We start from the raw sequence: 12,571 nt of genomic DNA, 5'->3' as shown, positions 1-12,571 counted from the left end.
CAGGTGCTGCTGCTGGACCCCGCGTCCCCGCGCCCCGGCACCGTCGGCCGGGCGCTGCGCCTCCAGGGGCAGGCGGTCGCCGCGGTCCCGCCGAAGCACCGCGAGCAGGTCCCCGCCTCCGCCGTCGCCGAGCCCGTCGGGGACGTGGTCGCGCTGCGCACGGGCCTCGGCGGCGAGGAGCTGGTCTCCGCGATGCTCGCGCGCCCCGCGCCGGTCTACCTCGTGGTCGACCCCGACGGGCGGCCCCGGGGCGTGATCCTCAGCGCCGACGTGAACTCGCTTCTGCGCGGACGGTGAACAGGCCCGGTCACCGCGCGGATCCGGCCCTATGCTGGAGAGCATGACTTCTCAGCCGCCGCCCGCTGCCGACGACACGGCATCGGGCCCCGCGCCCCGCGCGCCCCGTCGCGGCCTCGACCGCACCGGACCCTTCGCCCTCGGCGACAAGGTCCAGCTCGCGGACTCCAAGAACCGCCTGCACACCATCACCTTGAAGCCGGGCGGGCAGTTCCACTCCCACCGCGGCGTGCTCCACCACGACCAGCTGATCGGCGCCGAGGACGGCACGGTCGTCGAGAACAGCCACGGCATCCGCTACCAGGCGCTGCGGCCCCTGTACGCCGACTACATGCTCGCCATGCCGCGCGGCGCCGCGATCATCTACCCCAAGGACTCCGCGCAGATCCTCATGTGGGGCGACATCTTCCCCGGGGCGCGCGTGCTCGAGGCCGGCGTCGGCTCAGGAGGGCTGACCACCGCGCTGCTGCGCGCCGTCGGCCCCGAGGGCTCCGTCCACTCCATCGAGCGTCGCGAGGACTTCGCCGAGGTCGCCCGCGAGAACGTCGGCACCTTCTTCGGGCTCGAGGAGGAGGCGCTGCACCCGCGCTGGGACCTCACCGTCGGCGACTTCCAGGACGTCGCCCCCACCCTCGGCACCGCCGCGGTGGACCGCGTGGTCCTGGACATGCTCGCCCCCTGGGAGTGCGTGGAGGCCGCCGCGAACGTGCTCGTCTCCGGCGGCGTGTTCCTCGCCTACGTCGCCACCGTCACCCAGCTCTCCCGCACCGCGGAGGCGCTGCGCGACCACGGCGAGTTCACCGAGCCCCACGCCTGGGAGTCCTTCGTGCGTCCCTGGCATCTCGAGGGCCTCGCCGTGCGCCCCGAGCACCGCATGAACGCTCACACCGGCTTCCTGCTCACCGCCCGCCGCACCGCCCACGGCACCGAGGCGCTGCGCCGCGCGACCCGGCCCGCGCCCGGCTCCCGCGACGAGGAGGAGCTGAACCACCCCGACAACGAGGGCTTCGGCGGCGGCTCGGGCGAGTGGACCGCCCAGGACGTCGGCGAGCGCGGCGTCGCACCCCGCAAGCTCAAGCGCGCCCTGCGCGACATCCGCCAGGGCCGGGACCGCTGAGCCGCACCATCACAGACCACCGAGGAGCCCGCCCCACGGGGAGGAGACGACGATGAAGACCTACGCGGAGATGACCGCAGAGCTCGAGAAGCTCGCCGCCCACAACGAGCGACTGGTCAGCGGGCTGCGCTCCGCCCGCGCCCAGATCGTCGAGCTCAAGAACGACCTCGAGCGGGTGGGGGACCCGCCGAACTCCTACGCCACCTTCCTGCGCCGCTGCGAGGGCACCACCATCGACGTGCTCCACAACGGCCGACGACTGCGCGTCGCGACCGCCGCGAGCCTCGACCTCGACGCCCTCACCCCCGGCACCGAGCTGCGCCTGAACGAGGCCCTCGCCGCGGTCGAGGCGGTGCCGCAGGGCGACTCCGGCAACGTCGTGCCCGTCGTCGAGGCCCTCGCCGACTCGCGCGTCCTCGTCGCGGTCGCACCCGACGACACCCGCGTGCTGCGCCGCGCGGGCGCCCTCGCCGAGGAGACCCTCCACCCCGGTGACCACGTGCTCGTGGACCTGCGCAGCCAGCTCGTGCTCGAGCGGATCGACCGCGCCGAGATCACCGACCTCGTGCTCGAGCAGGTGCCGGAGGTGTCCTTCGACGAGATCGGCGGGCTCGGCGAGCAGATCGAGGCGATCCGCGACGCGGTCGAGCTGCCCTTCCTGCAGCAGGACCTCTACCGCACCTACGGGCTGCGGCCCCCGCAGGGCGTGCTGCTCTACGGCCCGCCCGGCTGCGGCAAGACCATGATCGCGAAGGCCGTCGCGCACGAGCTCGTGCTGCGCAGCGCCGAGGTGCGCGGGGTGAGCGTGGACGACGCGCTGGCGAACTCCGCCTTCCTCAACGTCAAGGGCCCCGAGCTGCTGAACAAGTACGTCGGCGAGACCGAGCGGTCGATCCGCCTGGTGTTCGAGCGGGCGCGGGAGAAGGCCGCCGCCGACCACCCCGTGGTGATCTTCTTCGACGAGATGGAGGCGCTGTTCCGCACCCGCGGCACCGGCACGTCCAGCGACGTCGAGACCACGATCGTGCCCCAGCTGCTCGCCGAGATCGACGGCGTCGAGGGCCTGGACAACGTGATCGTCATCGGCGCCTCGAACCGCGAGGACATGATCGACCCGGCGATCCTGCGGCCCGGCCGCCTGGACGTGAAGATCCGGGTGCGCCGCCCGAACGCCCGTGCCGGACGGGAGATCCTCGGCCTGTACCTCGGCGAGGAGGTGCCCGTGCGGGAGGACCGCGAGGCGCTGCTGGACCTCGCCGTGCGCGAGATCTACGCCGAGGGCCCCGCCACCGCCTACGTGCGCGTGGAGTACGCCGACGGCGGCCACGACACCCTCCACTTCCGCGACTTCGTCTCCGGGGCGACGCTGCGCAACATCGTGGACCGGGCGAAGAAGCTCGCCGTGAAGGACCAGATCGCCACGGGCGAGGTCGGCGTCGCCTCCGAGCACCTGACCGAGGCGATCCGGGTCGAGTTCGCGGAGAACGAGGACATGCCCTCGGCCGCCCACGCCGAGGACTGGGCGCGGGTGACCGGACTTCCCGGCCGCTCCCGCCGCCGGGTCGAGGCCGTGGTCCCGCTGCAGGACCGCGGCCGGCCCGAGGACGCCGTCGCCGCCACCGAGGAGGTCTCCGCGTGACCGAGCAGAACCGGCCCGCCCTCACCACCGAGCGGGTGATGGGCATCGAGACCGAGTTCGGCGTGCTGCACGCCGACGTCGAGGACCGCGCTCGCGCCGGGGCCAGCAGCTCGATCCTGCTGTCCCATCTCGTCGTCGGCGCCTACGCCCTGCTCGACCCCGCCGAGGGGGAGCGCGGCCGGCGCGTGCGCTGGGACTACGGCGACGAGACCCCGCTGCGGGACGCGCGCGGCTTCGAGATGCAGCGCGCCGCCGCCCATCCCACCCAGCTGACGGACGAGGTGCGCGACGCACACGTGCCGAGCGTCGAGCTCGACGCGCCCGTGACGGGCCCGGACGTCGCGCCCGAGGGCGATGACGCCGAGGTCCTCGCCTGGGCCTCGCAGCGCTCGATCGGCAACGCGGTGCTGCGCAACGGCGCCCGCTGGTACGTCGACCACGCCCATCCCGAGTACTCCGCCCCGGAGGTCCTGCGCGCCCGCGAGGCAGTCGTCGTGGACCGGGCAGGGGAGGAGATCGCCCGGCGGGCGATGGGCATCCTCGCCGGCGCCGAGGGGATCCCCGAGGTCGCCCTGTACAAGAACAACACCGACGGCAAGGGCGCCTCCTACGGCACCCACGAGAACTACCTCGTGGACCGGGACGTGCCCTTCGAGCGGATCGTCGAGGCGCTGCTGCCCTTCTTCGCTACCCGGCAGGTGCTGGTCGGCGCGGGCCGCGTCGGCCTCGGCACCCGCGGGCAGGAGCCCGGCTTCCAGCTCTCCTCCCGCGCCGACTTCATGGAGGCGGAGGTCGGGCTCGAGACCACCCTGAACCGCCCGATCATCAACACCCGCGACGAGCCGCACTCGGACCCGGGCCGCTTCCGCCGCCTCCACGTGATCATCGGGGACGCGAACCTGCTCGAGGAGTCCACCTTCCTCAAGCTCGGCACCACCTCCCTCGTCCTCGCCGCGCTCGAGGCGGAGCACCGCACCGGGCGGCGGATCCTGCCGGACCTGGCGCTGGCCGACCCGGTGGCCGCCGTGCGCACGATCAGCCACGACCCGAGCCTGCGGGCGACGGTCCCGCTCGCGGACGGGCGCGAGCTCACCGCCCTCGAGATCCAGCGCGCCCACCTCGAGGCGCTCTCCGCCGCGGCCGATGCGGCCGACGAGGAGACCGCGCAGGTGCTCCGCGCCTGGGGCGAGATCCTCGACCTCCTCGTGGAGGACCCGATGCGCGCCGCCTCCCGCGTCGAATGGGTCGCCAAGCTCTCCCTGCTCGAGCGCTACCGCGCCCGGCACGGCCTCGACTGGTCCGATCCGCGACTGGCCATGGTCGACCTGCAGTACTCCGACCTCCGCCCCGGCAAGGGCCTGTTCGACAGGCTCCGCGCCGCCGGCGCCGTCGGCACCCTCGTGGGCGCCGACGAGGTCGAGGCCGCGATCACCACCGCCCCGACCAGCACCCGCGCCCACCTGCGCGGCGGGCTGATCTCCGCGCACGGCCCGCACGTCCCCTCCGCCGGCTGGGACGCGATCACCGTCGCGGGCCCCACGGGCGGCCACCGGCTGCGCCTGGCCGACCCGCGCCTGGGCAGCGCCGAGTGGTGCGCCCTCCACGGCATCGACCCCGACTCCGACCTCGACGACGTGCTCGACGCGCTGCGCCGGGCCGTCACCGCATCCTGACCCACCCGCACCCCTGAAGGAGGACGCCATGTCCCAGCAGTCCCTGAACGCCCCCGGCGGCGGCCCCGACGAGAACGCGCCCGACGACGAGGCGCTGACCGGAGGCCAGACCTTCGCCTCCGTGCAGGGCACCGACGACCTGCTCGACGAGATCGACTCCGTCCTCGAGTCCAACGCCGAGACCTTCGTGCGCTCCTTCGTGCAGAAGGGAGGCCAGTGACCCGATGAAGCGCCGAGTGGGAGGTCTGGAGACCGAGTTCGGGCTCGTGTGCGTGCGCGCCGACGGCAGCCGCGCCCTCGAGCCGGAGGAGGCGGCGAGGGAGCTGTTCCGTCCGGTCGTCGCGATGGGCCGCTCCTCGAACGTCTTCCTCCGCAACGCCGCGCGGCTCTATCTCGACGTCGGCTCCCACCCGGAGTACGCGACCGCCGAGTGCGACGACTGGTGGGACCTGGTGGCCCAGGAGCGGGCCGGGGAGCGGATCTTCGCCGAGCTCACCGCCCAGGCCGATGCGCGCCTGGCCGAGGCCGGCCAGGACGCCCGCATCCACCTGCTGAAGAACAACGTCGACTCCGCCGGCAACGCCTTCGGCTCCCACGAGAACTACCTCGTGGACCGGCGCGGAGAGTTCACACGCCTGCCCCGCTACCTGCTGCCCTTCCTGGTCACCCGCCAGATCGTCACCGGCGCCGGTGGCGTCGCCCCCGCCGTCCCGGGCGAGGCGGGCGAGGGAGCGGGCGCGCAGTTCGTCTTCTCCCGACGCAGCGACCACATGTGGGAGGCGGTCTCCTCCGCCACCACCCGCACCCGCCCCATCATCAACACCCGCGACGAGCCGCACGGGGACGCGAACCTCTACCGCCGCCTCCACGTCATCGTCGGCGACTCGACCATGAGCGAGGTCTCCACCCACCTGCGCTTCGCGACCACCGACCTGGTGCTGCGCGCGATCGAATCGGGCAGGGCCCTGCCCGAGCTGGGCCTGGCCGACGACATCGCCGCGATCCGCGCCGTGGCCCGCGACCTTACCGGCGCCGCACCCCTGCCCACCGCCGGCGGCGGCACCACCAGCGCGCTGGAGGTGCAGCAGCGCTGGCTCGACCACGTCGCCGACCTCGCCGAGGGCGAGGAGACCGAGGTGCTCGAGAGCTGGCAGAAGGCCCTGGACGCGGTGCGCACCGGGGACCGGACCTGGGCGGCGCAGAACCTCGACTGGGCGATCAAGGAGCGGCTGTTCACCCAGGTGAGGGAGCGTCGCGGCATCGACCTCGAGGACCCGGCGATCGAACGGCTCGACCTCGCCTATCACGACATCGACCCCGCCCGCGGCGTGTTCTTCGCGCTGCAGCGACGGGGCCTCGCCCCCGCGATCCTGCCCGAGGAGCGGATCGAGCGGGCCCGCACCGTCGCCCCGACCACCACCCGCGCCCACCTGCGCGGCCAGGTGGTCACCGCGGCCCAGGAGCACGGCGTGGACCACGTCGTGGACTGGACCACGCTGCGGCTCACCCGCCGCGGCGCGATGCCGGTGCAGGTCATGGACCCCTTCGCGACCGAGCTGCCCGCCGTCGACGCCCTGCTGGCGGAGATCCGGGAGCAGGACGCTCCCGCCGAGCCCCCGCTCGCCTGAGCACCGCCGTCGGGCGCATGCCGCCTGAGACGACAGCCACTCCCTGCCCCAGGCTCCGCCCACCGAGCGCCCCGTACCCTGGTGCGGTGCCCGCTCACGGGCTGCCGATCCGAAAGGTCCTCCATTGATCCGCCGCCGCACGTTGCTGACCACCGCCCTCGCCGCGACCGCCGCCATCGGCCTCGCCGCCTGCACCGACGACGGGAGCAGCTCCGACGCCTCCGACGCGGGCGGTGCCTCGGACGGCGGGGGCGACGCCCTGTCCGGCGTGACCGTCAGCGAGGACCTCGGCGCCGAGCCGACGGTCGAGTTCACCGCCCCGCTCGAGATCTCCGCGGCTCAGGCACAGGTCGTGGTCCCTGGCGACGGCGCGACCATCGCCGACGGCGACACCGTGATCTGGCGCGACCTCTACGTCGACGCGAGCTCCGGCGAGGTGCTGCAGTCCTGGTGGCAGGGCGCTCCGGCGGGCGGCGTGCAGGTCACGGTCGACTCGATCGGGCAGGCCGCCTTCGACGTGCTCACCACCACCACGGTCGGCTCCCGCTTCGTGATGGCCGGATGGCAGCAGGACTCGAGCGGCCAGGCCCGCTCCCTGCTCCAGGTCGCGGACGTGGACCGGGTCGTCTCCCCGCTGCGTGCGGAGGGCACGGCCGGCTCGCCCTCCGGCACCTATCCCGAGGTGTCCCTCGACGACAGCGGCGTGCCGTCCATCTCCGGCCCCGGCGAGGGCGAGCCGCCCGCGAAGACCGTCCGCGAGCTGCTGATCCAGGGCACCGGCGACACAACCCGCGCCGGCGACTACCTCACCATGCAGTACTCCGGCTGGAAGTGGTCCGACGGCTCCGCCTTCGACTCCTCCTGGGAGCGCAATGCGCCCTTCTCCTTCGTCCAGGGCCAGGGCATGGTGATCCAGGGCTGGGACGAGAACCTGCTGGACCTGAAGGTCGGCTCCCAGGTGATGCTCGTGATCCCCGCCGTCGAGGCCTACGGGGAGGATGCCGAGGCGCACGAGCTCGGCGGGGAGACCCTGATCTTCGTCGTCGACGTCCTCGACGCCGCCCACACGGCAGACTGACCCCTGCACCCTCTCATCCACCACAGGAGGAACATCGCATGAGCGATCGCACCAAGCCCGAGATCGACGCCCCCGAGGGCCCCGCACCCACCGAGCTCGTCAGCACCGACGAGATCCTCGGCGAGGGCGAGGAGGCCGGCCGCGGCGACGTCGTCGACGTCCACTACGTCGGCGTCTCCCACTCCACCGGCGAGCAGTTCGACGCCTCCTGGGACCGCGGCGAGCCGCTGCGCTTCCAGCTCGGCGTCGGCCAGGTCATCACCGGCTGGGACCAGGGCGTGCAGGGCATGAAGGTCGGCGGCCGCCGCCGCCTCGAGATCCCCGCCCACCTCGCCTACGGCGATCGCGGCGCCCCGCCGGTCATCGCCCCCGGTGAGACCCTGATCTTCGTATGCGACCTGGTGGCGGTGCACAAGCGCTGACCAGCACCGCCCACGGAGCGGCGGGGGAGCGCGAGGAGGGACCGGCGGACGGCCAGGCACCCCTCTTCGCGGCCCCCGCCGCTTCCGTCCCCGCCGCCGCGGAGAACGCCACCACCTCCCCGGACCGCCCCGATGCGGTCCGGGGTCCCGGCCTGCGCACCACCGCCGGCTTCGAGGTCGTGAGCGAGCTGCCGGTCGCGAGCGTGCGCCTCGTCGGCGTGCTGCCCCACCTGGACCGTCCCTTCGAGTACGCGGTCACCCCCGACACCGCCGCGGCCGGTCCGGGCATGCGGGTGCGGGTGCGCTTCTCCGGCAAGGACACCGAGGGGATCGTGCTCGAGCGCCGCGCCGAGCCCACCACCGACCGGGCCCTCGCCCCGCTGCACCGCCTGGTCTCCGACGACGTCGTCGTCCCTCCCACGATGATGCGGGTGTGCGAGGACGTCGCCGAGCGCAGCGCCGGCACCGTCGGCGACGTGCTGCGCCTCGCGCTCCCGCCCCGTCACGCCCGCGCCGAGAGGGCCGACCGCGCCGCGGCGGAGAAGGAGGCGGTCGCAGACGCACCAGCACCTGCCGAGGACGAGGTCACCGCGACCTCCGAGGAGACTGCGGCGACCGCAGGGGTCGCGCCGGCCGATGAGGCCGCGTCGGCGGAGGAGCCGGCGGCGTCGGACGGCGACGACCGGGACGCGGCGCCTCCCGATACCCCCGCCGCACCGCGCCACGGGGACCGCTACCCGGGCCTGGCGGCCCTGCTCTCCCGCGCCGGGAGCGCGGAGGGCCCCGTGCCCCGCGCCTCCCTCGTGCTGGACCCCGTGGACCCGTGGACCGCGATCGCGGCCGAGTCGATCGCCGCGCTCGGCCCCGACCGCGGCGCCCTCGTCATCGCCCCCGATCAGCGCGACGTCGCCCGGCTCTCCCGCGTCCTGACGGAGCGGGGCATCGCCCACGAGGTCCTCGCCGGCACCGAGGGACCCGAGAAGCGCTATCGCACCTTCCGCCGGATCCTGCGCGGCGCGACCCGGGTCGTGCTCGGCAGCCGCTCCGCCGCCTTCGCCCCCGTGCAGGACCTCGCCCTCGTGATCTGCTGGGACGAGGCCGACGATCTGCTCGAGGAGCCCCGCGCCCCCTACCCGCACACCCGCACCGTGCTCCAGTGCCGCTCCGCCGAGGAGCGCTGCGCCCTCCTCTTCCTCGCCGCGAGCGAGTCGGTCACCATGCGCGCCCTCACCGACGCCGGCTATCTCGCCCGCCTCGATCCCGTGCCCGCCCCCGTCACCGCGGTCCGCCCCCGCATCGTCGCCATGGACCAGTACCTCCGCGACCGCGAGGGCCCCTCCGGCCGCTCCCGCCTCCCGCAGGAGGCGATGCGCGTGCTGCGCAACGGCCTCAGGACCGGGGCCGTGCTCGTCCAGGTGCCGCGCACCGGCTACGCCCCCGCGATCGCCTGCACCTTCTGCGGCACCCGCGCCCGCTGCCCCGAGTGCGCGGCGCCCCTGTCGCAGCGCGGCCGGAACGGGCCCCTGCACTGCACCGTCTGCGGCCGACGGGAGGACGGCTACCGCTGCCCCGAGTGCGACCGCACCCACGTGCGCGCCATGGTGATCGGCTCCACGCGCACCGCCGAGGAGCTCCACCGCGCCTTCCCCGACGCGCCGCTGAAGGTCGCCGGCGGCGCCCACGGCCCGCTCGAGGACGAGGCCGTGCCCGAGCACGGGATCGTGGTGGCGACTCCCGGCGCCGAGCCCGCCCCGCCCGGCCGGTACAGCGCCTGCCTGCTGCTCGACGCCGACGCGATGCTGGGCCGCGCCGCCTTCGACGCCGACGTCGAGGCCGTCCGCCGCTGGCGCGGCGCCATCTCCCTGGTCCGCACCGCGGAAGAGGGCGGCGAGGTGCTCGTCGTCGGCACCTCGACCCTCCCCGCCATCCGCGACCTCGTCGCCCACCGCTCCGCGCTGTTCCTGGACCGGGTGCTGGAGGACCGGCACGAGCTGGACCTGCCCCCGTTCCGGCGTGTCGCCGAGGTGGTGGGGGAGCGGGAGGCCTGCCGCGGCTTCCTCGAGACGACCGAGCTGCCGGACGGGACCGAGGTGCTCGGTCCCGTGGACCTCGAGGGCCCCGACCAGGCCGGACGCGCCCGTGCGGTGCTGCGGATCGAGCCGCGCCGCTCCCGCGAGCTCGCCGCCGCGCTGCGCTCCGGCGTCGCGGCCCGCAGCGCCCGCAAGGACCGGGGCTCCCTGCGCGTCCGCCTCGATCCGCCGGACGTGTTCTGAACGATCCGCTAGTGTTCTGGGTCACCGCCTGCCGCCGCGACGATGCGCTGAAGGGACCCCCACCATGGCCTCGAACGCCTCCCCGACGTCCGACCACCCCGCCCCGGACCCCGCCGCCGACCCCGAAAAGCGCACCGCGCAGCAGGGACGCTCGGACGTCTCCGAGGGTGAGCGCGCCCCGGCCGAGACCCACCGGACGCTGCTGGTGCGCCGCCTCGGCCTCGCCGTCGGCCTGGTCGCCGCGCTCCTGATCTACCTCGTCATGCCCGCGGACGTCCCCCATGCCGCGAAGCTGACCGCCGCGACCGCGGTGCTGATGGCCGTGTGGTGGATGACCGAGGCGCTGCCGATCCCCGCCACCGCGCTGGTCCCGCTGGTGGTGTTCCCGGTGCTGAACCCCGAGGTGGGCTTCGACGACGTCGGCGCCTCCTACGGCAACAACATCATCTTCCTGTTCATGGGCGGGTTCATGCTCGCCCTGGCCATGCAGCGCTGGAACCTCCACAAGCGCATCGCGCTGGCGATCGTCGGCGCCATCGGCACCAGCCCCGCCTTGCTGATCCTCGGCTTCATGATCGCCACCGGATTCATCTCCATGTGGGTCTCGAACACCGCCACCGCCGTGATGATGCTGCCCATCGGCGTCTCCGTGCTGGTGCTCGTGAACCGGCTGCGGCTCGAGGACGCCGCCCGCAAGGGCGAGGAGCCGGGGGAGGGCGTCGACCCCGACCTCGAGACCGAGGGATCGGCCGGCACCGCCAGCTCCGCTGTGCGCTCCAACTTCGGCACCGCCCTGATGCTCGGCATCGCCTACGCCGCCTCGATCGGCTCCCTCGCCACCATCATCGGCACCCCGCCCAACGCCCTGCTCGCCGCCCACATGAGCCAGGAGTTCGGGGTGACGATCGGCTTCGGCCGCTGGATGGTCGTCGGCGCCCCGATCGCGGTGGTGTTCCTGCTGATCGCCTGGCTGCTGCTCACCAAGGTCGTGTTCACGCCCGAGATCTCCGAGATCCCCGGCGGTGCGGAGCTGATCCGCGAGGAGCGACGCGGACTCGGGAGGATCTCCTCCGGCGAGGTGCGCGTGCTGTCCGTGTTCGTGCTCGCGGCGCTGAGCTGGGTGTTCATCCCCCTGATCTGGCAGATCACCGGGGCCGGCGACCCGCCCATCGGCGATGCGGGCATCGCCATGATCGTCGCGCTGCTGCTGTTCGTGCTACCCGCCGGCGCCGCCCGCGGGGTGCGCCTGCTGGACTGGGACGCGGCGGTGAAGCTGCCCTGGGGCGTGCTGCTGCTGTTCGGCGGCGGTCTCGCGCTCAGCGCCCAGTTCAGCTCCTCGGGCCTGACCGAGTGGATCGGCGAGGTCACCGCCGGGATCGGCGGCCTGCCCGTGGTGCTGATCGTCGCGCTCGTCGCCGCGGGGATCCTCTTCCTCACCGAGCTCACCTCGAACACCGCCACCGCCGCGACCTTCCTCCCGGTCGCGACCGCGGTCGCCGTCGGCATCGGCGTGGACCCGATGCTGCTGGCGATCCCGGTGGCGCTGGCCGCTACCTGCGCGTTCATGCTGCCGGTCGCAACGCCGCCGAACGCCATCGCCTACGGCTCCGGCTACGTGCGGATCCCGCAGATGGCGGCGGCCGGGCTGTGGCTGAACCTGATCGGCATCGTGCTGATCTCCGCCACGACCATGACCCTCGCCGTGTGGGTGTTCTCTCTCGTGTACTGAGCCGCGGCGGGCGCGCCCGGGGCGGTGACGTCGGCGCCCCGACCCCGGACCGCGGGGCCACGGCGCCGCGGGCGGGGGCTCAGGCGCTCCCGGCCGACGCGACGGGACGGTCCTCGTCGCGCAGCAGCGCCGCGGAGACGAGGCCCGCGAGCACCACCGCCGCGCCCACTGCGGCGACGACCCCGCCCCAGCCGGCCCCGGCGAGCACGAAGCCGAGCGCCCAGCCGAGCACGCTCGAGCCCGCGTAGTAGGCGAGGTTGTACAGCCCCGTCGCCTGGGACCGTGCGCCGGGCACGCGAGTGCCCGCCCAGCCGCTGGCGACCGAGTGCGCGCCGAAGAAGCCCGCCGTCATCAGCACCAGGCCCAGGATCAGCACCGGCAGGGGAGCGGCGAGCGTCAGCAGCAGGCCCAGCAGCATCACCGCCATCGCGCCCAGCATCACGGGCAGGCGCCCGTGCCGGGACGCGAGCCGGCCCGCGAGCGGGGACGAGGCGGTGCCGCCCAGGTAGGCGAGGAACATCAGCCCGATCAGCGAGGCGGGCAGCAGGTAGGGCGGACCGCTGAGGTGGAAGGCGAGATAGTTGTAGACCGCGACGAAGCCGCCCATCAGCAGGAAAGCGCAGGCCAGCAGCGCCAGCAGGCCCGGGTCACGCAGCGGGGCGAGCAGCCGGCCCGCCCGTCCGCCCGGGACGGCCCCGCCCGGTGCCCGCCGCCG

10 protein-coding genes and 1 pseudogene are annotated in these 12,571 nt (G+C 74.2%); 10 read left to right on the top strand and 1 reads right to left on the bottom strand.

Annotated elements, in window-relative coordinates:
• From HMPREF3159_RS14165 to HMPREF3159_RS14120, 10 genes and pseudogenes are all read left to right on the top strand, one after another.
• A pseudogene (locus tag HMPREF3159_RS14165) lies at window positions 1–297 on the top strand (peptidase); the annotation flags it as partial.
• A gap of 43 nt (window positions 298–340) precedes the next feature.
• On the top strand, window positions 341–1,414 hold the full coding sequence (locus HMPREF3159_RS14160) for a tRNA (adenine-N1)-methyltransferase (RefSeq protein WP_070501773.1): 1,074 nt from the start codon (window positions 341–343) through the stop codon (window positions 1,412–1,414).
• Between the two features lie 52 nt (window positions 1,415–1,466).
• The gene (gene arc, locus HMPREF3159_RS14155) at window positions 1,467–3,053 is read left to right on the top strand and encodes a proteasome ATPase (protein WP_070501769.1); all 1,587 of its coding nucleotides are present in this window, start codon (window positions 1,467–1,469) and stop codon (window positions 3,051–3,053) included.
• Window positions 3,054–3,091: 38 nt separating this feature from the next.
• Window positions 3,092–4,726 (top strand): depupylase/deamidase Dop, encoded by a 1,635-nt coding sequence (gene dop / locus HMPREF3159_RS14150; RefSeq protein ID WP_070501772.1) that lies wholly within the window; start codon window positions 3,092–3,094, stop codon window positions 4,724–4,726.
• A 28-nt stretch (window positions 4,727–4,754) separates the two neighbouring features.
• A complete protein-coding gene (locus tag HMPREF3159_RS14145) occupies window positions 4,755–4,946 on the top strand; it encodes a ubiquitin-like protein Pup (protein ID WP_062950838.1) in 192 nt (63 codons plus the stop codon).
• A gap of 4 nt (window positions 4,947–4,950) precedes the next feature.
• Window positions 4,951–6,354, top strand: a complete 1,404-nt coding sequence (pafA, locus tag HMPREF3159_RS14140; RefSeq protein WP_070501768.1) for a Pup--protein ligase — start codon at window positions 4,951–4,953, stop codon at window positions 6,352–6,354.
• Between the two features lie 124 nt (window positions 6,355–6,478).
• The gene (locus tag HMPREF3159_RS14135; RefSeq protein ID WP_070501767.1) at window positions 6,479–7,432 is read left to right on the top strand and encodes an FKBP-type peptidyl-prolyl cis-trans isomerase; all 954 of its coding nucleotides are present in this window, start codon (window positions 6,479–6,481) and stop codon (window positions 7,430–7,432) included.
• A 38-nt stretch (window positions 7,433–7,470) separates the two neighbouring features.
• A complete protein-coding gene (locus HMPREF3159_RS14130) occupies window positions 7,471–7,854 on the top strand; it encodes an FKBP-type peptidyl-prolyl cis-trans isomerase (RefSeq protein ID WP_010551590.1) in 384 nt (127 codons plus the stop codon).
• The gene (locus tag HMPREF3159_RS14125; RefSeq protein ID WP_083305965.1) at window positions 7,824–10,127 is read left to right on the top strand and encodes a primosomal protein N' family DNA-binding protein; all 2,304 of its coding nucleotides are present in this window, start codon (window positions 7,824–7,826) and stop codon (window positions 10,125–10,127) included. Before HMPREF3159_RS14130 ends, HMPREF3159_RS14125 begins: the two co-directional genes overlap by 31 nt.
• A gap of 64 nt (window positions 10,128–10,191) precedes the next feature.
• Window positions 10,192–11,856: an SLC13 family permease gene (locus HMPREF3159_RS14120; protein WP_070501766.1), complete on the top strand. Its 1,665-nt coding sequence runs from the start codon at window positions 10,192–10,194 to the stop codon at window positions 11,854–11,856.
• Window positions 11,857–11,935: 79 nt separating this feature from the next.
• On the opposite strand, the gene HMPREF3159_RS14115 is transcribed toward HMPREF3159_RS14120, so the two are convergent.
• The coding region (locus HMPREF3159_RS14115) for an MFS transporter (RefSeq protein ID WP_141748249.1) at window positions 11,936–12,571 on the bottom strand (636 nt) is incomplete at its 5' end.

This window comes from Brachybacterium sp. HMSC06H03 (assembly GCF_001807385.1).
Classification (GTDB): Bacteria; Actinomycetota; Actinomycetes; order Actinomycetales; family Dermabacteraceae; genus Brachybacterium; species Brachybacterium conglomeratum.
Note: the sequence above shows the minus strand (reverse complement) of the source record. Positions and strands in the feature narration are given on the sequence as shown.